General features: G+C 63.2%; 20 protein-coding genes and 1 tRNA gene. 8 read left to right on the forward strand and 13 right to left on the reverse strand.

The features are described from left to right. Positions 1–17: 17 nt before the first annotated feature. On the forward strand, positions 18–650 hold the full coding sequence (gene ureG, locus VE26_RS09690; protein WP_046104740.1) for an urease accessory protein UreG: 633 nt from the start codon (positions 18–20) through the stop codon (positions 648–650). Further along, positions 647–1,111, forward strand: a complete 465-nt coding sequence (locus VE26_RS09695; protein WP_052715794.1) for a GNAT family N-acetyltransferase — start codon at positions 647–649, stop codon at positions 1,109–1,111. Before ureG ends, VE26_RS09695 begins: the two co-directional genes overlap by 4 nt. Positions 1,112–1,115: 4 nt before the next feature. Here VE26_RS09695 and VE26_RS09700 read toward each other — a convergent pair whose 3' ends face one another. Beyond that, on the reverse strand, positions 1,116–2,030 hold the full coding sequence (locus VE26_RS09700; protein WP_046104741.1) for an oxidoreductase: 915 nt from the start codon (positions 2,028–2,030) through the stop codon (positions 1,116–1,118). A 94-nt stretch (positions 2,031–2,124) separates the two neighbouring features. On the opposite strand from VE26_RS09700, the gene VE26_RS09705 reads away from it, so the two are divergent. Next, on the forward strand, positions 2,125–2,700 hold the full coding sequence (locus tag VE26_RS09705; protein ID WP_046104742.1) for a TetR/AcrR family transcriptional regulator: 576 nt from the start codon (positions 2,125–2,127) through the stop codon (positions 2,698–2,700). Positions 2,701–2,752: 52 nt separating this feature from the next. On the opposite strand, the gene glgX is transcribed toward VE26_RS09705, so the two are convergent. The 8 genes from glgX to VE26_RS09745 form a co-directional block, all read right to left on the reverse strand. Continuing rightward, positions 2,753–4,762 (reverse strand): glycogen debranching protein GlgX, encoded by a 2,010-nt coding sequence (gene glgX / locus VE26_RS09710; protein WP_046104743.1) that lies wholly within the window; start codon positions 4,760–4,762, stop codon positions 2,753–2,755. Positions 4,763–4,775: 13 nt separating this feature from the next. Further along, a complete protein-coding gene (locus VE26_RS09715; protein WP_046104744.1) occupies positions 4,776–6,410 on the reverse strand; it encodes an alpha-D-glucose phosphate-specific phosphoglucomutase in 1,635 nt (544 codons plus the stop codon). Beyond that, on the reverse strand, positions 6,391–7,851 hold the full coding sequence (gene glgA / locus VE26_RS09720; protein WP_046105223.1) for a glycogen synthase GlgA: 1,461 nt from the start codon (positions 7,849–7,851) through the stop codon (positions 6,391–6,393). The genes VE26_RS09715 and glgA overlap by 20 nt, the downstream gene beginning before the upstream one ends. Further along, entirely contained in the window at positions 7,851–9,122 is a 1,272-nt protein-coding gene (glgC, locus tag VE26_RS09725; protein WP_046104745.1) for a glucose-1-phosphate adenylyltransferase, read from the reverse strand. Before glgC ends, glgA begins: the two co-directional genes overlap by 1 nt. Before the next feature lie 57 nt (positions 9,123–9,179). Next, positions 9,180–11,375: a 1,4-alpha-glucan branching protein GlgB gene (gene glgB / locus VE26_RS09730; protein WP_152658785.1), complete on the reverse strand. Its 2,196-nt coding sequence runs from the start codon at positions 11,373–11,375 to the stop codon at positions 9,180–9,182. Between the two features lie 105 nt (positions 11,376–11,480). Continuing rightward, the gene (locus VE26_RS09735) at positions 11,481–13,952 is read right to left on the reverse strand and encodes a glycogen/starch/alpha-glucan phosphorylase (protein WP_046104747.1); all 2,472 of its coding nucleotides are present in this window, start codon (positions 13,950–13,952) and stop codon (positions 11,481–11,483) included. Positions 13,953–14,049: 97 nt separating this feature from the next. Beyond that, positions 14,050–15,894, reverse strand: coding sequence for a monovalent cation:proton antiporter-2 (CPA2) family protein (locus VE26_RS09740; RefSeq protein WP_046104748.1), 1,845 nt, complete (start codon positions 15,892–15,894; stop codon positions 14,050–14,052). 81 nt (positions 15,895–15,975) lie between these two features. Next, a complete protein-coding gene (locus tag VE26_RS09745; RefSeq protein ID WP_052715795.1) occupies positions 15,976–17,229 on the reverse strand; it encodes an AI-2E family transporter in 1,254 nt (417 codons plus the stop codon). A 136-nt stretch (positions 17,230–17,365) separates the two neighbouring features. Here VE26_RS09745 and VE26_RS09750 point away from each other — a divergent pair, with 136 nt between their 5' ends. Beyond that, positions 17,366–18,307, forward strand: a complete 942-nt coding sequence (locus VE26_RS09750; protein ID WP_046104749.1) for a nucleoside hydrolase — start codon at positions 17,366–17,368, stop codon at positions 18,305–18,307. Between the two features lie 34 nt (positions 18,308–18,341). On the opposite strand, the gene VE26_RS09755 is transcribed toward VE26_RS09750, so the two are convergent. Then, on the reverse strand, positions 18,342–19,919 hold the full coding sequence (locus tag VE26_RS09755; protein ID WP_046104750.1) for an ABC-F family ATP-binding cassette domain-containing protein: 1,578 nt from the start codon (positions 19,917–19,919) through the stop codon (positions 18,342–18,344). Positions 19,920–20,101: 182 nt separating this feature from the next. Between VE26_RS09755 and VE26_RS09760 the strand changes: the two genes are divergently transcribed. Together VE26_RS09760 and VE26_RS09765 are read left to right on the forward strand one after the other, a co-directional pair. Beyond that, entirely contained in the window at positions 20,102–20,713 is a 612-nt protein-coding gene (locus VE26_RS09760; RefSeq protein WP_046104751.1) for a LysE family translocator, read from the forward strand. A 59-nt stretch (positions 20,714–20,772) separates the two neighbouring features. Beyond that, positions 20,773–20,976, forward strand: a complete 204-nt coding sequence (locus VE26_RS09765; RefSeq protein ID WP_046104752.1) for a hypothetical protein — start codon at positions 20,773–20,775, stop codon at positions 20,974–20,976. Between the two features lie 32 nt (positions 20,977–21,008). On the opposite strand, the gene VE26_RS09770 is transcribed toward VE26_RS09765, so the two are convergent. Next, positions 21,009–21,530, reverse strand: a complete 522-nt coding sequence (locus VE26_RS09770; protein ID WP_046104753.1) for a DUF2087 domain-containing protein — start codon at positions 21,528–21,530, stop codon at positions 21,009–21,011. Positions 21,531–21,720: 190 nt separating this feature from the next. Continuing rightward, positions 21,721–22,176 carry an Lrp/AsnC family transcriptional regulator gene (locus VE26_RS09775; protein ID WP_152658787.1) on the reverse strand — a complete coding sequence of 152 codons (456 nt, stop codon included), beginning with the start codon at positions 22,174–22,176 and terminating at the stop codon, positions 21,721–21,723. Between the two features lie 132 nt (positions 22,177–22,308). Here VE26_RS09775 and putA point away from each other — a divergent pair, with 132 nt between their 5' ends. Beyond that, positions 22,309–25,674 carry a bifunctional proline dehydrogenase/L-glutamate gamma-semialdehyde dehydrogenase PutA gene (gene putA, locus VE26_RS09780; protein WP_046104755.1) on the forward strand — a complete coding sequence of 1,122 codons (3,366 nt, stop codon included), beginning with the start codon at positions 22,309–22,311 and terminating at the stop codon, positions 25,672–25,674. Between the two features lie 60 nt (positions 25,675–25,734). Here the strand turns inward: putA and VE26_RS09785 are convergent. Further along, positions 25,735–25,810 (reverse strand) — tRNA-Ile (locus VE26_RS09785). Between the two features lie 272 nt (positions 25,811–26,082). Here VE26_RS09785 and VE26_RS09790 point away from each other — a divergent pair. Beyond that, a complete protein-coding gene (locus VE26_RS09790; protein ID WP_046104756.1) occupies positions 26,083–26,838 on the forward strand; it encodes an IclR family transcriptional regulator domain-containing protein in 756 nt (251 codons plus the stop codon). The last annotated feature ends 81 nt before the right edge of the window (positions 26,839–26,919 follow it).

Raw genomic sequence — 26,919 nt, forward strand, 5'->3', positions numbered from 1 at the left:
ACCCGGGAAGTTCGATCATGTCCAAGAGCCTCAATGGTCCACTGCGCATCGGCATCGGCGGGCCCGTCGGCTCGGGCAAGACGACGCTCTGCGAAATGCTGCTCAAGACGATGCGCGATCGCTACTCGATGGCCGTCGTCACCAATGACATCTACACCCAGGAGGATGCGCTCATCCTCTCCAGGGCCCAGGCCATTTCGGAGGACAGGATCGTGGGTGTGGAGACCGGCGGCTGCCCCCATACCGCGATCCGTGAGGATGCCTCCCTCAACCTCGCTGCCATAGACGATCTCAACCGCAAGTTCCCCGATCTCGACATCATTCTCATCGAAAGCGGCGGCGACAATCTGGCCGCCACCTTCTCGCCGGACCTGGCGGATCTCACCATTTATGTAATCTCCGTCGCGCAGGGCGAGAAGGTCCCTCGCAAGGGCGGCCCGGCCATTTCCAGGTCCGATCTGCTCGTCATCACCCATACCGATCTGGCCCCCTATGTCGGCGCGAGCCTCGAGATCATGGAAAGCGACACGCAGAAGGTGCGTGACGGTCGGCCCTACGTGTTCACGGATCTGCTGCGCCGCGAAAGTCTCGACCAGATCGTCGGCTTCATCGAAAAGCACGGGGGCTTCGTCGCCCAGGCGGCCGAATGACACTGGCCGAAGCCAGGCCCTATGCCCGGCTGCGCAAGTCGCTCGACATGCCCCTCTCGGTGCCATCCTGGCCTGACAGGGTACGCCCGGTTCGTCTCGACGCCGCAGATCCGCGTGCCGTGCACGCCATTCTCTCGGCAGCTTTCGACGTTGCGCCCTTTGACATCTGGCATGAAAGCCTCGTCACCGACAGCGAATATGACCCCGCGCTTTGCATCGTCGTCCGCGCCGAAGATGGCGTGATAGCCGGCTTTGTCCAGTGCTGGACCAGCGCCTTCATCAAGGATCTTGTCGTGGCCCCGCCCTTTCGCGGACAGGGCCTTGGCCTGGCGCTGATGAACGAGGCCTTCACAATTTTTGCCCGACGCGGTGCCAGCCATGTCGATCTCAAGGTAGCCAGGGACAATCACGTCGCTCGCTCTCTCTATGCACGCTTGGGCATGGCAGAAATCCCCGAATAAGGGCCTAGGAAAACGCCTGGCCCGTCAGCTCCATCGACCGATCCCAGAGCCGACGCGCCACGTCATTGTCGAGAGCCTGCGGGGGAATTTTGGCTTCTGCCGGATATCCACGTGTTTCGGCCAGTCCGTCAGGGCCGTAATATGCCCCGCCCCGCGCATCGGGCGCCGTCGCAGCGTAGAGCGTCGGCAATGCGCCCTGCGCCGCTGGCTGGAACAGGAACCACAGATACGTTCGGGCCAACCCCTGCACGCTGGTCTTGCCCGGTGCATTGTGCAGCAGGTCCGTGCGCGAAACGCCGGGATGCGCGGCGATGCTGGTGACACCCCAGCCATAGGCCTCGCTGCGGCGCTGCAATTCCAGCCCGAACATCAGGCAGGCGATCTTTGACTGTCCATAGGCCGTCATCGGCACATAATTGGACTGGAACTGCAGATCGTCGAAATGGATCTGCCCGGCTCGCGCCGCAACGCTGGACAGGCTGACGACACGCGCGGACGGGCTTTGGCGCAGAAGGGGCATAAGCCCGCCGGTCAGGGCGAAATGGCCCAGATAATTGGTGCCCATCTGCAATTCGAACCCGTCTTCGGTCACCTGCCGGTCCGGCGGCACCATCACGCCGGCATTGTTGATCAGAAGGTCGAGCCTGTCGTGCTGGGCGCCGAGACGCTCGCTGAACGCACGGATCGAGGCGAGGCTGGCCAGATCCAGCTTCTCGAACTGTACTTTGGCTGCTGGAACGGCGGCCTTGATCTGGGCGATCGCTGCCTGTCCCTTCTGCGCACTGCGTCCCGCCAGGATGACGTCCGCGCCGCTCCGCGCGAGCGCCAGCGCGTCCTCGTAACCGAGCCCACCTGTCCCTGTGACCACCGCGAGCTTGCCCTGCTGCGACGGCATATGCGCCAAAGTCCACTTACCCATCACCCTGCTCCATATTTCTGCACTCAGTGCATGTTTTTAAATATTGCACTCAGTGCAGAATTGCAAGAGCCTTCGTTCCGCGCTAGAAACCGGCATGGGCATCCGCGAAGCAAAGCGACAGGAAACCGCGCGGCGCATCACGCAAAGCGCCATGGCGCTCTTCGCCGAGCAGGGCTTTGAGGCAACCACGCTCGACGCAATAGCGGCCGCGGCGGGGATTTCGCGGCGCAGCTTCTTTCATTATTTCAGGTCCAAGGACGACATTCTGCTGTCCCAGCAGGCCGGTCTCGGCGAGCAATTGGTCAGTGCATTGTCTGATCAACCCGACGGAGCCTCGCCACTTGATACGCTCTTTGCCGCCATGCGCGGCATTGCCGCGTCCTATTCGCTTGAGCAGATGCGGGCGATCGACGCCATGATGATGTCGATCGAAAGCGTACAGGCCCGCAAGCAGGCCAATTATATCCGCGACGAAAAAATCGTTCTCGAGGCGCTACGCAGCCGTTGGCCGATGGAGGACGACATGCAGTTACGCCTCGCCGCGCTCTTTGCCATCGGTGTGACGCGCCTTTCGCTCGACGCATGGCGCAGCGATGGCGGCACACGCCCCATTGTTGATTATGCCGACATGGCATTTTTGGCACTAAGGGGCCTGTCCGCAAAAAAATGAGCCCGCTCGACGCCGAGGCATCGAACGGGCTCATCCTCAATCAAGCGTCGTGCTATTCGGCCTTGGGCCGAACCAGGGCCACGACAGAACGCGGCGGCAGCGTTGCCGTCCCTTCGGTCAGCGGCACCTCGAGACCATCATCGGACTGGATGCCGACAACCCAATCGCCCTCGGGCAGACGCGCGACCACGGGTTCGATCCGGCGGTTGAACCAGACGATGACCTCGTCCTCCTTGTGCCAGACCTGCATGCCCAGCACCGAGGCGCCGGCATCGTTCCAGTCGCCCTCATTCATTTCGCGGCCGTCGGGATGCAGCCAGATCACGTCTCGCTCGCCATTGCGATCCTGGCCGCTCAGCCAGTGGTCGTGGTGGATCGCCGGATGCGCCTTGCGGAAGGCGTTGGCCGCAGCGACGAAATCGACCAGGGCGCCATCGGCATTGTCCCAATCGACCCAGGTGATTTCATTGTCCTGGGCATAGGCGTTGTTGTTGCCTTGCTGGGTCCGATACAGCTCGTCGCCCTGCTGGATCAGGGGTGTCCCGCGCGAGAGGAACAGCGTCGCCAGCATCGCCCGGACGTCGCGTTTGCGCGCGGCATTGATGCCCTCGTCATCCGTTTCACCTTCGACGCCGCAATTCCAGGACTGGTTATTGTTGTGCCCGTCCTTGTTGTTCTCGCCATTGGCGTCGTTGTGCTTGTCGTTGTAGCTCACAAGGTCTCGCAGCGTGAAACCGTCGTGAACCGCCAGCATATTGACGCCGTGGCTCGGCTTGCGGCCCGCAAAATCGAACAATTCCGCCGAGCCGGACACCTTGCCCGCCAGCGCCCCGATCTTGCTGCCCTCGCCCTTCCAGAAGGCGCGCACTTCATCGCGATAGGTGTCGTTGTGCTCCTGGAACTCTTCACCGAACTTGCCCACGGCATAGCCGCCCGGGCCCGGATCCCACGGTTCGGCTACAAGGATCACCTTGCTCAGTACCGGATCTGCCTTGATCTTCTTGAGCATCTCGGCTTCCGGATTAAAAGCCGGCTCACGTCCGAGGATGGTCGCCAGGTCGAACCGGAACCCGGCAACGCCCAGTTCCTCGACATAATAGCGCAGGCTTTCGATCACCAGCCGCTGGACGGCGGGGTGGTCGCAGCGCAGCGTGTTGCCGGTGCCTGTGTCGTTGACGAGATACTTCTTTCCGTCGACGTCGACCCAGCGATAATAGGTCTGCGGATCGAGTCCCATCATCGACAGGATTGGGCCCTGCTGGTCGCCCTCGCCGGTATGGTTGTACACCACGTCGAGGATGACGTTGATACCGGCCTTGCGATAGGCGTCGGTCATTACCCGCAATTCCTGCGGCCCGCGCGGCACGAGGCGCGGATCGACGGCGAAATAGGCGACCGGATTGTAACCCCAGGCATTGGTCAGTCCGAGAGCCGGCAGATGACCTTCGTCGATCCAGGCCGCAGTCGGCATCAGTTGGACGGTGTCGACGCCGAGATACTTGAAGTGATCGATCACGCGCTTTGTGGTGAGAGCGGCAACGGTACCGCGCAACGGCCCCTGTACGCTCGGATGGCGCATGGTAAAACCGCGCACGTTGAGCTCGTAGAACAGGCCCGGCGCCTTCTTCTTTCGCGGCTTGGCCAGGTCTTCGGCGACCCCCCGCACGATCCCCTTGGGAACGAGAGGCGCGGTGTCCACCGCATCCTCGCGGGCGAGGCGCAGGCGCGGCGACCGCACGAACACGCGGTCCAGATGACGCGCATAAGGGTCGACCAGAAGCTTGTTCGGGTCGAAGAAGAAGCCCTGGTCCGGATCATAGGGACCATCGGCGCGCAGGCCATAGCGCGCGCCGGCGCCGACATTGGCGATTAGGCCCGCCCGGATGTGATCTTGGTGCACATCCAGTTCGAACCGATCGATTTCCTGGTCGGCTTCGTCGAAAAGGCACACCCAGATATTGGTGGCACTTTCGGAATAGACTGCGAAATTCACCCCCTCAGGGGTCACCGTCGCGCCAAGCGTTTCGGTACGCCCGGCATTGGGCACCAATTCTGGTTTCATGGATAGAGCCGATCTAGGTGATGACGCTGGGTTCGAGGCGTCCGGTTCTGGCCTTGATCCCTGCCAGCTGCTCTGCAATCGCGATAAGCGGTTCGAGGGCAAACTGGGTGTCGAGATCGTGGCGTCCATCGGCAGCCTCGTAACGTTCGAGATAGACCCGCAACGTGGCGCCTACCGTCCCGGTTCCTGACAGGCGAAGGACTATTCTCGATCCATCCGTAAAGCCTATCCGGATGCCCTGCTTTGCGCTGGTCGAGCCATCGACAGGGTCGTGATAGGTAAAGTCGTCGGCATAGGCGACCTGCATATCCTCGCCCAGCGTCTGGCCGGGTAAATAACCAAGCTTGGCGCGCAGGTCGTCGACCAGACTATTGGCGATTGCGCTGTCGACCTCTTCATAATCGTGCCGCGTATAATAATTGCGGCCATAAGTCTTCCAGTGCTCGCGCACGATTTCGTCCACGCCCTGCTTGCGCACGGCCAGAATGTTGAGCCACAACAGCACAGCCCAGAGCCCATCCTTCTCGCGCACGTGGTTGGACCCGGTGCCGGCACTTTCCTCACCGCAGATGGTGACGCGACCGGCATCGAGCAGATTGCCGAAGAACTTCCAGCCAGTGGGCGTCTCGTGCATTTCGATGCCGAGTTTTTCCGCGACCCGGTCGGCAGCGGCACTCGTCGGCATCGAACGGGCGATGCCGGCAATACCATCCCTATAGCCCGGCGCCAGATGGGCATTGGCCGCCAGCAATGCCAGCGAATCCGAAGGGGTGACGAAGCGGTTCTTGCCGATGATCAGGTTGCGGTCGCCGTCGCCATCCGAAGCCGCGCCGAAATCGGGGCCATCCGCGGTCATCAGAAGGTCATACATGTCCTTGCAATAGACCAGGTTCGGATCAGGATGGCCGTCATTAAACGATGGCGAGGGCTCGCCATTGATCACCGTGCCTTTGGGCGCGCCCAACATACCTTCCAGAATGGCGTGGGCATAAGGCCCGGTCACGGCATGCATGGCGTCGAACGTCATGCGGAAGCCCGTGCGGAACAGCGCGGAAATCGCCTCGAAATCGAACAGGGTCTGCATCAGCGCGGCATAATCGGCGACCGGATCGATCACCTCGACCACCATCCCACCAACCTGCTGCTGGCCGATGGCGTTGAGATCGATATCGGGCGCATCGAGCGTCTTGTAGCTCTCGATGACCCTGGTCCGCGCAAACACCGCATCGGTAATCTTCTCGGGCGCCGGCCCGCCATTGCCGATATTGTACTTGATGCCGAAATCGCCTTCCGGTCCGCCCGGATTGTGGCTGGCTGACAGCACCAGCCCGCCGAACGCCTTGTTGTGGCGGATCACATGGCTGGCAGCGGGCGTCGACAGCAATCCGCCCTGCCCCACAAGCACGCGCCCAAAACCATTGGCCGCGGCGATGCGGATGGCCTTTTGAATGGCGACGTCGTTGTAGTACCGCCCGTCCCCGCCGATCACCAGTGTCTGCCCGCCAAAGCCTTCCAGGCTATCGAAGATGGCCTGGATATAATTCTCGACGTAATTGGGCTGCTGATAGACCGTAACGCGCTTGCGCAGGCCGGAGGTCCCCGGCTTCTGGTCGGAATAGGGCGTGGTTTTAACTGTCAGGATTGTCATGAAGGCTCATTCCGCTGAGGGAGCTGTAGAGCTGGGCATATCGGGCCGCGCTGGTCGCCCAGCTGACATCCGATTTCATCCCGCGCCTCTGCATTTTTTTCCAGGATTTTTGGTCGGCATAAAGTGCCAGCGTGCGACGGATCGCCGTGGCCAGCGCCCCTTCGTCAGGCGGGGCGAATTGCACGCCCGTCGACACTTCCGCCTGAAGCGCCGCCACATTGCTGTCGATGACGGTATCGTTGAGGCCACCCACCCGGCTGACCAATGGCACACAGCCATAGCGCAGGGCGTAAAGCTGGGTCAGCCCGCATGGCTCGAAGCGCGACGGCACCATCAGCACATCCGCGCCACCCTGCACCAGATGGCTGAGCGGCTCGTTATAACCGGTGATCAGCCCAACACGGCCGGGGTGACGCATTGCAGCGGCACGGATCGTATTTTCGAGCTCGGCATCGCCCGATCCGAGCACCGCCAATTGGCCGCCTTCATTGACGATGAGGTCGATATTGGCTGCCAGCAGATCGATGCCCTTCTGCCAGGTCAGCCGGCTGACGACGGCAAAGAGCGGCCCGTCCAGCACGTCGAGCCCGAAGGCTTCCATCACCGCCCATTTGTTGGCCTGTCGGCTCTGGATCGTGCTGGCGGTAAAGGTCTGCGCCAAGGCCGGGTCGGTCGCGGGATTCCAGGCATCCATGTCGATGCCGTTGAGCACCCCGAACACGGTGGCCGAGCGATTGTTGAGAAGGCCGTCCAGCCCCATGCCAAATTCGGGTGTACGGATTTCGGCGGCATAGGTGGGCGACACCGTGGTCACCGCGTCCGCACATTCGACGCCTGCCTTGAGATAGCCGACGCCGCCGTAATATTCCACGCCTTCCACCGAAAAGGCGTGCTGCGGCAGACGCAATTGCGCGAAGATGTCCGCGCCGAACGTGCCTTGGAAAGCCATGTTGTGCACGGTCATGACCGTCTTGAGCGTCGATGAAGGGCCATATTTGACATAGGCCGGGACCAGCCCCGCCTGCCAGTCATGGGCATGGATAACCTGCGGACGATAGCCGTCCACCAGCCCGAGACCGAGCTCCGATGCCACCCAGCTCAGGGCGGCGAAGCGTCTCCAATTGTCCGGCCAGTCCCAGCCTTCCGGGCTCATATAGGGGTTGCCGGGCCGGTCGTAGAGCGCCGGAGCATCAAGCACGATGAGATCGAGCCCTTCGGCCCGCCCGGCAATCAGCCGTCCCGGCACGCCGAACAGGTCCTCGAAGCGGGCGACTTCCCGGCCGCCCTTCATCTTGCCCATCACCGCCGGATAGCCCGGCACGAGGGTGCGCATGCTCACCCCGGTTCCCGACAGCGCGCCGGGGAGTGCACCGGCCACATCGGCCAGTCCACCGGTCTTGATGAGAGGATAGACCTCCGAGCTAACCGAAAGAACTTCGATCATCGATCCGCCAGGTACCTGTTGACCATCGCCTGGGTAACCAGCGTCACGCCCTCTTCGGTCCGGCGGAACCACTTGGCATCGAATTCCGGGTCTTCGCCCACCACCAGACCCTCTGGGATGCTGACGCCGCGATCGATCACCACCTTCTTGAGGCGGGCATTGCGGCCGATATCGCAATAGGGCAGCACCACGGCCTCCTCGAGCACCGAATAGGAGTGCACGCGGCTGCCGGTCGAGAGCAATGTACGCTGGAGGTGACCGCCTGAAATGATGCAATCTCCCGAAACCAGCGAATTGACCGCAGAGCCGCGCCGGCCGTCGAAATCATGCACGAATTTCGCCGGCGGGGTAATTTCCGCATAAGTCCAGATCGGCCAGTCGCGATCGTAGAGATCGAGCTGAGGCGTAATATCGGTCAGGTCGATATTGGCTTTCCAATAGGCGTCGACGGTGCCCACGTCCCGCCAATAGGCCACCTTCTCGTTGCTCGACCGCACGCAGGAGCGGTTGAAGCGGTGCGCCCAGGCCGTGCCGTTCTTGACGATATAGGGAATGATATCCTTGCCGAAATCGCGGCTCGACCCTTCGGTCGCCGCGTCGCGCTTGAGCTGCTCCATGAGGAAGCGGGTCTCGAAGATATAGATGCCCATCGAAGCCAGCGCCATGTCCGGGCGATCCGGTATGCCCGGCGGATCCTTCGGCTTTTCCACGAAATCGACGACGCGATCCCGACCGTCCACGTGCATGACGCCGAAGCCCGTCGCTTCCATGCGTGGCACTTCGAGACAGCCGATGGTCACGTCGGCGCCGGTATCCACATGCTGGCGCAGCATGATTTCGTAGTCCATCTTGTAGATGTGGTCGCCCGCCAGGATGACGATATAGCGCGCACCGTAATCCTCGATGATGTCCATGTTCTGGTAGACGGCGTCCGCAGTGCCCTCATACCACTGCGTCTCGGACACGCGCTGGCTGGCAGGAAGCACGTCGAAGCTCTCGTTGCGCTCCTGGCGGAGAAAGTTCCAGCCGCGCGACAGGTGGCGGATGAGGCTATGGGCCTGGTATTGCGTTGCCACCGAAATGCGGCGGATACCCGAATTGATGGCATTGGACAGCGCGAAGTCGATAATACGCGCCTTGCCACCGAAATAGACGGCCGGCTTGGCGCGTCGATCCGTCAATTCCATCAGCCGTGTCCCGCGGCCACCCGCCAGGACATAGGCCATGGCCTCACGAGCCAGCGAGGACGGAACTCTTTGATCTACCATTTTACGCTCTCCTCTTTGCCCGGTTTGCGCCGGGTCTTACCGTAACCAGAACCCGGCTCACGCCGGCTCGAATTTCAAAAAGATGGTTGCCAGCGGCGGAAGATAGAGCTCCGCCTCGGCCGGCAGATGGCGCCCTTCGACCGGATAGGCCTCGATCGCACCCTGGTTTCCCGTATTGGCGCCGGCATACCAGCCGGCATCGCTGTTGAGCCGCTCGACCCAGCGCCCCACCTTCGGCAGCGGCACCTTGTAATTACTGCGCGGCACCGGCGTGAAATTTGAGATCACCAGCACCGGATCAGCGCCGGGCGCCTGACGCAGCCAGGCCAAAACCGAATTGGCATGGTCATTGGCGATCACCCATTCAAAGCCTTCCGGCTCGCAATCGCGTTCATGTAGGGCTGGCAGGCTGCGATAGGCCGCGTTGAGGTCGGCAACCAGCCGCCGCAGCCCTTCATGCGCCGGGGCGTCGAGCAGCCACCAGTCCAGCGCCTTGTTTTCGGACCATTCGTCTCGCTGGCCGAATTCCTGTCCCATGAACAGAAGCTTCTTGCCTGGATAACCCCACATGAAGGCGAGATAGGCGCGCAGATTGGCAAATTGCTGCCAATCGTCGCCCGGCATTTTGGTCAGCAGCGATCCCTTGCCATGCACCACTTCGTCGTGGCTGAGCGGCAGCACGAAATTCTCGCTATAGGCATAGACCATGCCGAAGGTCAGGTCATGGTGATGGAAGCGGCGATGGATCGGGTTGCGGCTCATGAATCGCAGCGTGTCGTTCATGAAGCCCATATTCCACTTGAACCCGAAGCCCAGCCCGCCCGCAAAGGTGGGCGCGCTGACGCCGGGCCAGGACGTCGATTCCTCGGCGATCATGAAGGCGCCGGGAAACTGCTTGTAGACCTCCGCATTCACCCGCTGCAGGAAGGCGACTGCTTCCAGGTTCTGGTTGCCGCCATGCTTGTTCGGCACCCATTCGCCGGGCTGGCGGGAATAGTCGAGGTAGAGCATGGAGGCCACGGCATCCACCCGCAGCCCGTCGATATGAAACGTCTCGAACCAGAACAGCGCATTATTGGTCAGGAACGAGGAGACTTCCTTGCGCCCGAAATTGTAGATCGCCGTGTTCCAGTCCGGATGATAACCCTGCCGGGGGTCTTCGTGCTCATAGAGGGCAGTGCCGTCGAACCGGGCCAGTCCGAACTCGTCGGTGGGAAAATGCGCCGGCACCCAGTCGAGAATGACGCCGAGGCCCGCCTCGTGCGCCGCATTGACCAGCCGCGCGAAGCCGGCCGGATCGCCGAAGCGGGACGTGGGCGCAAAAAGCCCCGTCGGCTGGTAGCCCCAGCTCGGATCGAAGGGATGCTCTGAAACGGGCAGGAATTCGAGATGGGTATAGCCCATGTCCGCCGCATAGGGCACCAATTGCTCGGCCAATTGGTCATAGGACAGAAAGCTCCCGTCCGGCCGCCGCCGCCACGAGCCCAGATGGACCTCGTAGATGGACATCGGCGTGCGGCGCCAGTCGTGGTTCGCCCGCTCTTCCATGTATTTCTGGTCGGTCCACGTGAAGGGCGTAGGATCGGGCACCACGGACGCATTGCGCGGCCGCACCTCGGCTTGGCGCGCATAGGGATCGGCCTTGAGCGGCAGGACGTCGCCATTGGCCGCCACGATCTCGTACTTATAGATCGTCCCCGTGCCCAGCACCGGAATGAACACCTCCCAGATGCCCTGCCGGTTGCGCATGGGATTGCGCCGCCCGTCCCAGTCGTTCCAGGGGCCGACCACCGATACGCGCTGCGCATTGGGCGCCCAGACGGCGAAATGGGTGCCGTGCACACCCTCGAATTCCATTTCGTGGGCGCCCATCTTGTCGAAGAGACGCAGATGGCTGCCTTCGCCGATATAATAATCGTCCATCGGTCCCAGCACCGGGCCGAAGGAATAGGCGTCATAAAGCGTCCAGGTGCCGCCAGCATTCTTGGCCTCGTAGCGGATGGGTTGCCGGCGATCGACCTCAACCCTGGCTTCGAAAAACCCCGCCGCATGCCGGGGAATCATATGTCCCAGCGGCATGCCGTCCAGCGTATAGGCATTGAGCGTCTCGGCATGCGGAACGAAGGCGCGCAGCACCCAGTCCGCGCCCACCTGATGCAGTCCCAGGAACCCGAAGGCATCGGGATGGCGACCGGCCACCACCGCTTCGACATCGCTGCGCTCGGCCTGCCAGTTTTCCTTGTTTGACGTCACGCCCACTTTCCCCCACTCACTGTCCCGCCGAAAACCCGACGGGACCGAACAACGCGCACGGACTCGTTATCGTTCAAAAGGTTATGACCACACGCATCCGTCACCTCAGCTCGTCTTCACGTTCCAGATGTCATGCGCATATTGCCGGATCGTTCGGTCCGAAGAGAAGAACCCGACACTTGCCGTATTCCGGATCGCCATGGCGTTCCACCGTGCCGGATCGCTCCAGATCGCATCGACCTTGGCCTGGGCCTCGGCATAGGCGTCGAAGTCGCGGGCGACCATGAACCAGTCATGATCGTAGAGCCCGCCGATCAAGTCGCGATAGCGATGCGGATCGTCAGGAGAGAACACCCCGGACGAGATCGATTCCAGCGCTTCGCGCAATCGTGGAGAACCATCGATGGCCGAGCGCGGCACTTCCGAGCGCCCGCGCTTTTCCTCGACCTCCTCCGTGGTGAGGCCGAAGATCACGATATTGTCCGAGCCCACTTCCTTGTGCATCTCGACATTGGCGCCATCCATGGTGCCGATGGTCACTGCCCCATTGGCCATGAACTTCATGTTGCCGGTGCCCGAGGCCTCCATGCCGGCGGTCGAGATCTGCTCTGACAGATTGGCCGCCGGCACGATCACTTCGGCAAGGCTCACATTGTAATTGGGCAGGAACACCACCTTGAGCAGGCCACGCGTGGCCGGATCGTTATTGATCACCCGCGCCACATCGTTGATCAGCTTGATGATCAGCTTGGCATTCCAATAGCTCGGTGCCGCCTTGCCCGCGAAGATCTTGACCCTGGGCACCCAGTTCTTCTCAGGATGCGCCCGGATTTCGGCATAGAGCGCCACGGCGTGGATGATGTTGAGCAATTGCCGCTTGTATTCGTGGATGCGCTTGATCTGCACGTCGAACAGGGCGTCTGGCGACACCGAGATATTCATCCGGTCCTTGATCAGCTTGGCCAGGCGCTTCTTGTTCTCGAGCTTGACCGCGGCGAATTGCTGCTGGAAGCCGGGATCTTCGGCATGGGCTAAAAGCCCCTTGAGCTTGTCGATATCGTCGAGAAAATCCGGTCCGATCCGTTCGGTGATGAGCTTGGTGAGGCCCGGATTGCACTGCATCAGCCAGCGACGCGGCGTAATGCCGTTGGTCTTGTTGTTGATGCGGTCCGGATAGAGGCTGTGCAGATCGGAAAACACCGTCTGCTTCATCAGTTCGGTATGGAGCGCGGAAACGCCATTGATCGAATGCGAGCCAACAAAGGCCAGCTGGCCCATGCGCACGCGCCTTCCGCCATGCTCGTCGATCAGCGACACCGCGGCCACCTGCTGGTCGCTGAAGCCGGCCTTGCCGCGGGCTTCCGTCAGCACATCGGCATTGATCTGGTAGACGATCTGCATGTGCCGCGGCAAAAGCCGCTCCAGCAGCGCCACCGGCCAGCTTTCCAGCGCTTCGGGCAGCAGTGTGTGATTGGTATAACCGAATGTGCCCTTGGTCAGCTTCCAGGCTTCGGCCCATTTGAGCCCGTTGTCATCCACAAGGATGCGCATCAGCTCGGCCACGGAAATGGCCGGATGGGTATCGTTGAGCTGGATGGCCACCTTGTCGGGCAGTGAGCCGAGATCGCCATATTGCTGCAGGTGCCGGCGCACGATGTCCTGAAGGGACGCCGAGGAAAAGAAGAATTCTTGGCGCAGCCGCAATTCCTGTCCTGCCGCCGTCGAGTCGGCGGGATAGAGGACGCGGGTGATCGCCTCTGCTTTGGCGCTCTCCTCCAGCGCGCCGATATGATCGCCGGAATTGAACTTGTCGAGCAGGATCGGGTCGATCGGCTGGGCGCTCCACAGCCGCAGGGTGTTCACCCGCGCGCCGCGCCAGCCCACGATGGGGGTGTCATAGGCAACGGCAAGCAGATGCTCGTTCGGCCGCCATTCCTGTCGCTCGGTCCCGTCGGGATCGGTCACCGGCTCGACATGGCCGCCAAAGCCCACCTCATAGGCGCTTTCGCGGCGCTCGAATTCCCAGGGATTGCCATGAGCCAGCCAGTCCTCGGGCAGTTCGACCTGCCAGCCTTCGCTCATTTCCTGGCGAAACAGGCCATGCACATAGCGGATGCCATAGCCATAGGCCGGGATCTTCACTGACGACATGGATTCGAGGAAACAGGCCGCCAGACGACCGAGGCCACCATTGCCCAAAGCCGCGTCGGGCTCGAGGTTCAAGAGGTCGCCCAGGTCCACATTGAGGTTCTTGAGCGCCTGCTGGACCGGCTCCATCAGCCCCACATTGCTCATCGCGTCGCGCATCAGGCGCCCGATTAGGAATTCAAGGCTTAGATAATAGACGCGCTTGTTGGACGTCCGCCATGTCTCGCGGGAGGATTCCATCCAGCGGTCCATGATGCGGTCCCGAACCACGAGAATCGTGGCGCGCAGCCAATCGTGCGGACGGGCGACAATCGGGTCCTTGCCGACTGAATAAATCAGGCGTTCAAGAATTTCCGACTGCAGCGCTTCAACATTTGTCGCACGGGGCTCGGGCGTGGGCGCATCGTAGACGATCGGCTTTTGCGGCATATCGCAATCCAGTGTTCATGACGATGTTCCCCTCAGAATGGAGATAGTCTTGCACTTAATTTGTGCATCGAAAAGCCCCCTCGCGAGAGTCTTCCCCTCAGCTGCTTTGTGTTTGGCTAACGGCGCGTTCCGCGCTCTCCTGTGAAATGGAAACCCCGCTCTCGCGCGCCTGCTCCTGGGCATTGCTGATCAGGAGCTGGCTGAGATTGCGCCAGTCCTCACCCGCCAATTGCCGCTCGAAACGTTGCCGGTCCCGACTGCGCACGCCCTCGATGACCTCGTCGGCCTCCTCCTGGGTTGCGCCCAGCATCGTGACGGCGGCGCTACCGAAGACCAACGCCGATTCGAACGTCTCGCGCACCTGCATGTCGGCGCCCGCCCGTACCAGCTCAATACCATGCGGTCGGTCGAAGGCCCGCGCCACCACCTTGGCCAGCGGAAACGCCTCGGCCAGCAATTCCACGATCCGGGTCGTCTGCTGCTTGTTGTTGGTACAGACCAGGATCAGGTCTGCGGTGCCTGCTCCCGCCGCCCGCAGGATGTCGAGCCGTGTGCCGTCGCCATAATAGACCTTGAAGCCGATCTGGGCGGCGGCTCGGATCATGTCGGTATCGTTGTCGATGATCGAGACCGAATGGCGCAGCGCGAGAAGCGGCTGGCTGGCAATCTGCCCGAACCGTCCGAAGCCTATGATCAGCACCTTGGACGACAGCCCATTGGCCGTCTCGACGCCGTCCATGGATTGGACAGTCTTGGGCATCAGGAACCGCATGCCGATAATGGCGAACGGCGTCAGGACCATCGAGAGGATGACCGTGGCGGTGAAGATGGCATTGGTGGGCGCATCGATGAGGCCAGTGGCCACCGCTGTCGTATAGAGCACGAAGGCGAACTCACCGCCCTGCCCCATCAGCACGGCGCGCTCCAGCGCTTCGGCATGGCCCGAGCGCAGTACCCGGGCGATGACATAGATGGCAATGGCCTTCACCAGCATGTAGCAGACGACGCTCGTGGCAATGATCTGCCAGTTCGACCAGACGACGGCCAGGTCCAGCGACATCCCTACCGCCAGGAAGAACAGTCCCAGCAACAGGCCTCGGAACGGCTCGACGTCCGCCTCCAGCTGATGCTTGAAGGTCGAGGTGGACAGCAGCACCCCTGCGAGGAACGCGCCCATGGCCATGGACAACCCGCTCACCTGGAACAACAGCGCCGCCCCCAACACCACCAGCAGCGCGCCGGCCGTCATCACCTCGCGCACCCGTGCCTGCGCCAGCAGCGCAAAGAAAGGGTTCATGATCTTTCGCCCCACAAAGATCAGCAGCACGATGGCGCCGACAGCGATTCCCAGCGCGACCACCCGCGTGAGCAGGTCGGTTTCCCCCGTCGATGGCGCCAATAGCGCCACGACAGCCAGCAATGGGACGATGGCGAGATCCTCGAGCAGGAGGATCGAGACCATTTTCTGGCCCCCATCGGTGGCCAGCTCGCCCCGTTCGCCCAGGATCTGCATGACAATGGCGGTCGAGGTCAGCACGAAGCCCATGCCGAAGACGAAGGCGACGACGGGCGTGAACCCCAGCAGGATCCCCGTTCCCGTCAGCAAGGCCCCGCACAGACCCACCTGGATCACCCCCAGCCCGAAAATCTGCCTGCGCAGCGCCCAGAGCTTGGAGGGCTCCATTTCGAGACCGATGATGAAGAGGAACAGCACGACGCCCAGTTCGGCGGCCGCAAGCACCGCGGCCGGATCGGAGATCAGTCCGATCCCGGACGGTCCGAGCAACAGCCCGGCCGCCAGATAACCTAGCACGGCGCCCAGGCCGAGCCGCTTGAAGATCGGCACCGCGATCGTTCCGGCCGCCAGCAGCGCCACGATCGGAATCAGGTCCACGCCGTGATGCGCAGCTTCCGCCGCGTGCGCAACAACCTCGCCTGCCATTGAAATCTCCAGAGCGCTTGGATCACCAGAGTGGTGCCGCTTTGGCCCTGCCGTCAAGCATCACCGATGCATGGCTTGCCTTCAGGTCCCGCCCGGCTCGATACCGCTCGGCGCTGTGCCCGATGGGGGCTCGAGCCGCTCCTGCTTGCGCTGCTCGTTATCGTCGCCATGTCGCTTTTCGCGGATGACCTGGGCGGCATTGGCCAGCAATTCGTCCCGGTCGGACATATATTTGGTTCGTCGCACCGGCCGTTTGGGCTGCACCGGCTTGCTTGGCAGGGCGTGCGAAATGATAGATTGCGCGATCAGCAGTGTCGGCACCGCCACAAGCCCTCCCACCGGTCCCCAGGCCCAGATCCAGAAGGTGATGGACAGGAAGATTACGAAGGGATTGAGCGTCAGCGTCCGCCCGATGAAATGCGGTGTAAAGATCTGGCCTTCGACAAAGTTGATGCTGGCATAGCAGATGACCGGCAGCAGGATGTCCACGAGATTGGTCTGCGTGCCAAGCCCCACAGCCACAAGCGTCGTCACCATGATGGCCTGCCCAACATAGGGCACATAATTGAGCACGCCGGCCATGGCGCCCCACAGGAGCGGCGACGGCATGCCGATGGCCCACATGGCCAGGGTCACAGCTGTACCGACGCAGATATTGATCATGGTCACTGACAGCAGGAACCGGCTGACCTTGAACTCGACGTCACGGAAAACATGCGCCGTGCGCCAGCGCATGCGGCGCGTCACGCACATCGAGAGCACCGACATGCGGATATGGTCGCGGGTCGCGACGAAGAAGTAGAGGCTGGCGAGGAAAATAGCGATCTGCGCCAGGATTGCCGGGGCGAGCATGGCCATACCCGTCACCGCGCTGCCATCCTCCACGGTCACCGACATGGCTTCACCCGTGCCCAGAATCGAGCCGATCTGCGCTTGGAAGTCGCTGATCGACTGCAGCGGCTCCCGCAGATTGGCGATCTGCTGCTGAAGCTTTTCCCAGATGAGCGGCGCCCGCGCCACCCAGTCGCTGAGCGGCACCGCGAACAATGTTCCAAAGCCGCCGATGACACCAAGCAGCAAAAGCACCACGATGCCCGCCGACAGCGCCGGCGGCACGCCCCAGCGTTCCAGCCGATCAGCCACGGGGCCGAACATCAGCCCGATGACGATAGCCAGCGTCACCGGCGCCAGGAACACCTGTCCGGCCTGCAGCGCCATCAGCAGGACGACGAAACCGACAAAGACGATGGCCAGTCGCGACGCGTTGCCGAGCACCCGCTCGAACTGGCTTTCATTCATGTCGATGGGACGCCCCTTGACGCCTGGCTGCAGCATACTGTGTCCACCTTTGGGAATGCCAGCCAACGTTTCGGCGGGGACATTCGTTCCTGCGCCCATCTCGGTCATCGACCATGCCCTTGCGCTTGGATAAGCTCGGCCCGAATCCGCTCCTTTGCCCAGAAGAACAGACATGACGCGCAAGATCATCATCGACACCGATCCCGGCCAGGACGACGCCGTCGCCATCCTGCTGGCCCTGGCCTCGCCCGAGGAATTGGACGTGTTGGGCATCGTCGCCGTTGCCGGCAATGTCGGCGTGCATCAGAACGCCATCAATGCCCGCAAGGTCGTCGAGCTGTCCGGCCGCACCGACATCCCCGTCTATGCGGGCTGCTCGCGCCCCATGCGCCGCCATCTGGTCACGGCCGAACACGTGCACGGAGAAACTGGTCTCAACGGCCCCGACCTTCCCGAGCCCACCATTCCGCTCCAGGCCCAGCATGGCGTAGACTACATCATCGAAACCTTGATGAATGCCGAGCCCAAGACCATCACCCTCTGCACTCTGGGGCCGCTGACCAATATCGCCATGGCACTGGTCAAGCAGCCGGCCATTGCCGAGCGCATCCAGGAAATCGTCATGATGGGCGGCGCCTATTTCGAGGTGGGCAACATCACCCCGGCCGCCGAGTTCAACATCTATGTGGACCCCGAGGCGGCCGATGTCGTCATGCGCTGCGGTGCACCGATCACCATTCAGCCGCTCGACGTCACCCACATGATCCAGTCCACGCCCGCCCGCCTCGCCGCCATCAAGGCCATTGGCAACAAGAGCGGGCAGGCCGTCCATGACATGCTCACCTTCTCGGAGAGCTTCGATCTCAAGAAATACGGCTGGGACGGCGCGCCTCTGCACGACCCCACCGTCATTGCCTACCTGCTCCAGCCCGACCTGTTCGAGGGTCGCCATTGCAACGTGGCCATCGAAACCGCCAGCGAGCTGACGGTCGGCATGACCGTGGTGGATTACTGGCACGTCACCGGTCGCGCCTATAACGCGACCTATTTCCGCTCCGGTAACGCCGAGGGCTTCTATAAGCTGCTGACCGAAAGGCTGGCCCGCCTGCCCTGATAGCCGAAGGCTACCCTCTCCCCCCGGGGAGAGGTCAGAGCCGCACCTCCCGGCCCACGCCGATATTTTCCAGAAACGCCCGGTCGTGACTGACCACCAGCAGGGCCCCGTCGTAGGCACGGAGCCCCGCCTCCACCACTTCCACCGCCGCCACATCGAGATGGTTGGTCGGCTCGTCCAGCACAATCAGCATGGGGGGCACGCCGCCGCCCAGCACGCAGGCGAGCCCGGCCCGCAGCATTTCCCCGCCGCTCAGGGTACCCACCTCTTGCAGGGCCGCCGCATTGCGGAACTGGAACGCCGCCAGAACCGCGCGGCAATCATTGACCGAGCTTTCCGGATTGAGCCGCCGAAAGTTCTCGAGAATGGTCTCGCCCCGGTCCAGCAGCCCGACCTGCTGGTCGAGCAAAGCCAGCTTGCCCCCGATCTGCACCGATCCCGATAGCGGCTGCAATTGCCCCGTCAGCAGCTTGAGCAGGCTGGTCTTGCCCACGCCGTTCGGCCCGGTGATCGCCACACGTTCGGGTCCGATCATGTCCATGGCGAAATCGCGGATCACCGGATGCTCCGGGTCATGCCCGCCGGTCAGTCCGCTGGCCCGCAACAACACCTTGCCCGACGGCACACCGCTTGAGGGCAGCTTGACCGCGAAGGGCGCCAAAACCTCGATTCGCGCCCGTGCCGCCTCCGCTTGCGCCTCCACGGCATCGGCCTGTTTCTGCGCCAGCCGGTCGAGGCCGCCGGCCGTCGCCTCCGCTTGCCGCTTGAGGCCGCCCATCACGATCTTGGGCATGTCGCCCCTGGCGCCCTTCCTCCGGCCGCTGGCATCGCGCTTGTCCTGCTTTTCCCGCGCGTCCTGTGCCGCCCGGGCCGCATCGCGAACCTGCTTCTCTGCCACGTCGAGATCATGCTGGGCATTGGCCAGGTCCAGCGCCTTGCGCTCGCGGTAAAAGCTCCAATTGCCGCCATAGGTCGTCGCGCCCAGCCCTGTCAGTTCGACTATGGCATCCATGGTGTCCAGCAGGTCGCGATCGTGGCTGATCACGATGGCGGCGCCACGCCAGCGCGCCAGCATCTCGGTGACCGCCGCACGACCTTCCGCATCGAGATTGTTGGTTGGCTCGTCGAGCAGGATCAGGTCAGGTCCGTCGAATACCAGCGCCGCCAGCGCCGCCCGTGTTCGCTGCCCGCCCGAAAGCGTCGACAGCCTTGTCTGTGGCGTCACCGAAAGCTTGAGGGCCGCCAGGGCCTCCCCCAGCCGCGCCTCGAGGGTCCAGTCCGCTTCGGCCAGCTCTTCGGCTTCAGCCAGCCCGGCCATCGCCCGCTCGACGAGCGCGAGCCCGTCGCGGACACCGAAAAGATCGGCGATCGTTTCCTCGGGCTGGGGCTGAACCTGCTGGCGTAGCAGGCCGATACGCCCGCTGACCATGATGGCGCCTGACGCAGGCGTCAGCGTGCCCGAGATCAGGCGAAACAGCGTGCTCTTGCCCACGCCATTGCGACCCACAAGCCCGGTGCGCCCGGGGCCGAAGGTCAGGTCAAGGTTGGAAAAGAGGGTGCGGTTATCAGGACCCGTATAGGTCAGATGCGAAATCGTCACGGATAGGGGCATGGATCGAAAGGTTCCCAGTGGCAGAGCAGGTTGGCTGTGCGTGTGGGATGCGATCCATTGGATACCGTCCGGTCGGGTTGCGATCGCTAGAACATAATCGTCCCGCGCCCCACGTCAACCGCTCTGGTCAAGGACCCGCGCTCGGAATAATGTCCGCACTCTCTCGTCTGGACGCTTTGGCCATGGATCTCTTCACGCTCGCCGCTTTCACCCTGGCCTATGCCATTGCCGTTCTGGTTCCGGGCCCAGGCGTTGCTGCCGTGGTCGCCCGCGCCCTGGGCGGCGGCTTCCGCGGCGCCTTCCCCATGGTGCTCGGCATCCTCGCGGGCGATCTGGTCTATTTCCTCTTTGCCGTCTTTGGTCTTGCCGCGATCGCTACCCATTTCGGCGCCATCTTCACGATCGTCCGCTGGGCCGGCGCGGCCTATCTGCTTTACATCGCCTGGAAGTTCTGGACGGCCAAGCCCGGCGCCGAACAGATGAAGCCCAAGAACGAAGCACCCTGGAAGACCTTTCTCGCTGGCTTTTCGCTGACCATGGGCAATCCCAAGACCATCGTCTTCTATCTCGCCATTCTGCCCACCGTGGTCCCACTGGGCGAAATGAACCCGCTCGCCTTCATCGAACTCACTGCGATCGTGGTGATCGTCCTGCTGATCATCGGCTGTGGCTATGCTTGGCTGGCTTCGGCTGCCCGCGACATGTTCCGCAGCGAGAAGGCCTTGGGGCGCCTCAACAAGACTGCAGGCGCCATGATGGCCGGTGCCGCTGGCCTGGTCGTGCTCCAACATTAGCCGTTAAGCCCGCATTAACCGGTGCGGGCCATGCTTTATCCATGGCCATATCGGGAAAAATGACGCGCTGGAATGCCTACCAACGCTCGTCCTACGAGCAGTTGACCTTCCATCGCGAGCGGCGCGCTCTCGCCCGGGAAGACGCCGCTCGGCTCAATGCCCATGCCAGTGGTTTCAGCGCTATCCAGAAACAGCAGGCCATCGGCATGGGCGATATCAGCTCCCGCATCGCCATGGCGCGCATCATCTCCAAGCGGGTCTGAGCCAAGCCGCCGGGCACAAGGCCCGGCCGCCGTCATGCGTCCTGCGTGGTGATCTTTTTCAGCAACGCCGACAATTCGCCGGGTGGCTTCTGCTCGATGCGCCGATAGGTGCGCCCGTCCGGCGTCCGGTCCACATAGCCCATATCGGCCATGGCCCGTCGCAACAGCGCATGATCGCCAAAGCTGGCCCAGGCATTCAGCAGCGCGGTGTTTTCGGCGTCGCTATAGTCACGGCCCGGCTCCATATGGCTCCACAACGCCCAGAGACACAGGGGCTGCAGGCTGTTCTTGGCCGGCCAGCGCATCAGCACGCCCTGCCTATCGAAGTGCCGGCTGACTTTCTCGACCAGCTTGAGGTCCACCGGCTCGAGCGGCACCGCCGTGGCGCTGGCCGCCTTGAAATGCTGGAAATTGCGGAAGCCGGCAGCCCTCGCCAGCATATTGAGCATTTCGACATGGCTGGGCAGGCCGTCATGCTTGCCGATCTGCTCGCGCAGCGTTCGGGCAAAGGCCGAAAGATCGGCAATGGTCATGGATTGGATTTGTCTCGACATGGCTCATCCTGAAGCGTGCCGTTCCGCGCGGAGGCGGTGTCAGGGTCGCCGACTTGCGACGGGCACGGGAAGATGCGCTGTCGAAGGATCAGGATCGGGCAGGTTTAGCTTCCCTCGCGGGACGGCGACGCCTCGGTGAACTGCAGACCGTCCCGCCGGTATAGACCCGCCATCCCCGGGGGGCAAGCACCTAGCCTTCGTCTTCCTTGACCGCCTCCATCGACACATGCGTGGACGTATGGGCCACATGGGGCAGTGCCGAAATCTTTTCGCCCAGCACTTCCCGATAGGCGGCGATGTCTTTGGTGCGCACCTGCAGGAGATAGTCGAAATTGGACGCGATCATATGCGCCCGCTCCACCTCCGGCAAAGCCCGCACCGCCTTGTTGAAGGCTTCCAGCGCCGGCTTGCGCGTGTCGCTGAGCCGCACTTCCACGAAGGCCACGTGCGAAAGCCCCATGCGTTGCGGATTGATCACCGCCCGGTAGCCCAGGATATGGCCCGATTGCTCGAGCCGCTTGATACGCGCCGCGCAAGGCGTCTTGGACAGGTTCACTTTCCGGCTGAGCTCGGCCACGCTGATCCGCCCATCGCGCTCCAGCTCCGCCAGGATACGCCGATCCAGGGCGTCCAATTCACTATCCATACCGTCTTTCATGGGCATTTTACCTGCCGCAACCCTCATCAACATTTCTTCTTCCTAGCCGAGTAGCCCAAGATAGGCAAAAGCGCTGTTTGATCTCTGGCATTCTTGTACCGTCAACATTCGAGCACCCCCATGGATCAGATCCGCGCCCGCCAGGCCCTTCGCGACCACCTTTATGCCGACGAGAACACGCTCGTTCGGCACATGATCGAGCAGACCGGTCTCGACAGCGCAGAGCGCTCCGCGATCTCTGCCGAAGCGGCGCGCCTGATCGAGGCCGTGCGCGGCAAGGGCCGTCCGGGCCTGATGGAAAGTTTCCTCGCCGAATATGGTCTTGATACCGAAGAAGGCATCGCGCTGATGTCGCTTGCCGAAGCGCTGCTCCGCGTGCCGGACAGCGCCACCGTCGATGCGCTCATCCAGGACAAGGTCGGCGGCGCCGACTGGGCTCGCCATGCCGGCGGTTCCGCCGATCCTCTGGTCAATTTCTCCTCCTGGGCGCTGGGCCTCACCTCCAGCGTCATCGGCACCCCCGAAGTGGGCCCGAAAAACGCCCTTCACCGCGCCATTGCCAGGCTGGGCGAGCCGGTGATCCGCACGGCGGTCGGCCAGGCCATGCGCATTCTCGGCAGCCAGTTCGTCTTTGGCCGCAGCATCGAGGAAGCGGTGTCCAATGCCCGCAAGCCCGAGGCCATTGGCTATCGCTTCTCCTATGACATGCTGGGCGAGGCCGCCCGCACCGCCGACGATGCGCGCCGTTATTTCGACGCCTATCTCAAGGCCATCACCACTCTGGCGCCCCGCTGCACCAGCGCCGCTGTCCGCGACAATCCCGGCATCTCCATCAAGCTCAGCGCCCTGCATCCGCGCTATGAATTCGCCCAGCGCGACCGGGTCCTGGCAGAACTGGTCGAGACCACCCGCACGCTGGCGCGCGCCGCCGCCAAGGCCAATATGGGCTTCAATATCGACGCCGAGGAAGCCGATCGCCTCGACCTGTCGCTCGACGTCATCGAAGCCGTCCTGGCCACGCCAGACCTTGCCGGCTGGACCGGTTTCGGTGTGGTGGTCCAGGCCTATGGCAAGCGCATCCTGCCGCTGATCGACTGGCTCGACGCGACCGCCGAAAAGTTCGGTCGCAAGATCATGGTGCGCCTGGTCAAGGGCGCCTATTGGGATGCCGAGATCAAGCGCGCCCAGGTGCTTGGCCTGCCCGATTTCCCCGTCTTCACCCGCAAGGCATCGACCGATGTCAGCTATATCGCGGCCGCGCGCCACCTCTTTGCTACCGCCAACATCTATCCCCAGTTCGCCAGCCACAACGCCCACACGGCGGCCGCCGTCCTTCATCTGGCCAAGAAACAAGGCCGCCCGAGCGACACCTACGAATTGCAGCGGCTGCATGGCATGGGCGAGCAATTGCACGAGATCCTGCGCCAGGATAGCGGCACCACCACCCGCATCTATGCCCCGGTCGGCCCCCACAAGGATCTTCTGGCCTATCTCGTGCGGCGCCTGCTCGAAAACGGCGCCAACGGCTCCTTCGTCAACCAGATTGCCGACGAAACCATTCCGGCAAGAGACGTCGCCGTCGATCCAATCGAGAAGCTGCTCCCCCTCGGTGACGATCTCGCCAATCCTGCAATCCCCCAGCCCGCGGCCATTTTCGGCGCGCGCCGCAATTCCGATGGCCTCGACCTGACCGATCCTGTCGCCTTCGGCACCATGGATACCCGCCGCGACCCCTATCGCACCCACCAATGGTCTGCCTTCCCCCTGGCGGCCGGCAGCTCCGCCCAGGCCCCGCGCGACATGGTCAACCCCGCCCGGCCCGATGATCGGCTCGGCAGTGTGAGCGAAGCCGATACCGCCCGGGTCCATGCCGCCATCGCGGCGGCACGCAATTCCGGCTGGTCCGAAATCGCCGTGGCGGAGCGGGCCGACCGCCTGCGCCGCGTTGCCGATCTCTATGAGGCCAACAGCGCCGAATTCTTCGCCCTCCTGGCCCGCGAAGCCGGCAAGACCTGGGCCGATGCCGTCGCCGAACTGCGCGAAGCGGTGGACTTCCTGCGCTATTATGCCGATCAGGCGCTGATCCAGTCCGGGTCTCCCATCGGGCCCGTCGCCTGCATCTCGCCGTGGAATTTCCCGCTCGCCATTTTTACCGGCCAGATCGCCGCGGCCCTTGTCGCCGGCAATCCGGTTCTCGCCAAGCCCGCGCCGCAGACCCCGCTCATCGCCTTCCGCGCCGTCCAGCTCATGCACGAGGCCGGCATACCGGCTGATGCGATCCAGCTCCTGCCCGGTGGCCCGGATGTCGGCACGGCCCTGACATCGGATCCGGCCATTGCCGGGGTGGCCTTTACCGGCTCGCTGCCCACCGCCCGCCGCATCGAGCAGGCCATGGCCACCCATCTCGATCCGCGTGCCCCGCTTATAGCCGAAACCGGCGGCCTTAATGCCATGATCGTGGACTCGACCGCTTTGCCCGAGCAGGCTGTGCGCGACATCGTCGCCTCGGCCTTCCAGTCCGCGGGCCAACGCTGTTCGGCCCTGCGCATCCTCTATGTCCAGGAAGACGTGGCCGAGCGCACGCTCGAAATGCTGCAGGGCGCCATGGACGAACTCACCCTGGGTGATCCCTGGCACCTCGCCAGCGACATCGGCCCGGTGATCGACAAGGCCGCACAGACCCGCATAGCCGACTACGTCGCAGCGCGCCCCGATGCCCTTGTGCACCGGCTGGCCACGCCTGCCGAGGGCCATTTCATCGCTCCCACCCTGCTGCGGGTAAAGTCCATCGCCGATCTGCCCGAGGAAATCTTCGGGCCGGTCCTGCATGTGGCCACCTTCAAGGCCGACGCGCTTGATCAGGTGATCGCCGCCATCAACGCATCCGGCTACGGCCTGACCTTCGGCCTTCATACCCGCATATCGGCCCGCATCGATCGGGTCGCCAACGCGGTCCATGTCGGCAATGTCTATGTCAATCGCAACCAGATCGGCGCCGTCGTCGGCTCCCAGCCCTTCGGCGGCGAAGGCCTCTCCGGAACGGGCCCCAAGGCGGGTGGCCCCAATTATCTGCCGCGCTTCCTGACCGGCGCTGCCCCCCTGCCCCAAGGCCTCGACCTGCCCGGACCGACCGGAGAGAGCAATCGTCTGTCCACCCGACCGCGCGGCACTCTTCTCTGCCTCGGCCCCAGCCCCGATGACGTGGCAGCGCAGAAGGAAATGGCGCGGCTTGCCAATGTATCCACACGGGAAGCCGATGCCGATATTGCCGCGCTCGAAACCGGCACCGGCTTCGACGCGGTCGCCTGGTTCGGCGATAGCGAGAGCCTTGCCGCGGTCCGCCGTGCGCTCAGCCGCCGCAACGGCGCCCTTTTGCCCCTGCTCACCAGCCCCGCCGATGCCGCGCGTCTCTATCTGGAACGCCATGTCTGCATCGACACCACCGCCGCCGGCGGCAACGCCTCGCTGATGGCGACCTCTCTCTAGGCCAGGGAGAAAAGCGCCAGCAAAAAGGCCGTCTCAGCCAAAGCTGAAACGGCCTCAAACTGGTGGGCCCACCAGGACTCGAACCTGGAACCAGACCGTTATGAGCGGTCGGCTCTAACCATTGAGCTATAGGCCCTTGCCGGGGGTCTTAGCAGGGACGCGCCCTCTGTCAAAGAGGACTTGTCAGCAAGTTTGTGCTGCCGGTGGAAAAATCTTCACCTGGCAGCACCAGCCACGCGCGCTCTGCCCGCGGGGCCGCGCAGGCGCGCCATTCCGCCTCCCCTCGCATCGCTCCGACGGGAGAGATATGACCCCGTTCGACGCGCCTGCATCCTAGCCTCTCGCGCCTTCCCGCACTCGCCTTCGCGTCGTATAATTCGCCATGCGCACAATGTTCGAGGCCCGCCCATGCGAGACGGCGACATTATCAATGGACTGGTTCGCGGCCTCGCCGTGGTCGAATGCTTCGACGAGGAACATGCCCGCATGTCGATCACCGACGTGGCCGAGCGCACCGGGTTGGAACGCGCCACCGCACGACGATGCCTGCTGACGCTCGTGCATCTGGGCTATGCCACCTATGATGGCAAGTTTTTCGAACTGACCCCGCGCATTCTCAAGCTCGGCCATTCCTATCTCGCGGCAACGCCCCTCCCCCGGCTGATCCAGCCCTTCCTCGAGGAATTGTCGCGCGCCACCAGCGAAAGCACCTCTGCCGCCGTGCTGGAAGGCACTGACATTCTCTATGTCGCCCGCGCCTCCACCCGTCGCGTGATGTCGATCAATCTTGCCCCCGGCGCCCGCCTGCCCGCCTATTGCACGTCTATGGGCCGCACCCTTCTGGCCGCCTTGCCGGCATCCGAGGCCGAGGCCATTCTCGAGCGCTCCGAACTCATCGCCTATACCGACCGCACCAAGGCGGACATGGCCAGCATCACCACCGAACTCGCCGTCGTGGCGGCTCAGGGCTTTGCCGTCATCGATCAGGAACTGGAACTGGGCCTTTGTTCCATCGGCGTGCCGCTTAGCGACGCGACCGGCCGGGTGGTCGCCGCCATCAATATCGGGGCCCAGACGGCTCGCGCCCCGACGTCGCGGATGATCGCCCATTTCCTGCCGCTCATGCGCAAGGTCCAGGCCGAGCTGCGCCCGCTCCTGCGCTGAGGAGTGGGATGTCACATCCCGGCCATGGGCCAGCGGCGACAGATGTGGACTCGCCTGCGAGCGTCACATTCTATGTGGCGG

The organism is Devosia chinhatensis, assembly GCF_000969445.1.
Lineage (GTDB): Bacteria > Pseudomonadota > Alphaproteobacteria > Rhizobiales > Devosiaceae > Devosia > Devosia chinhatensis.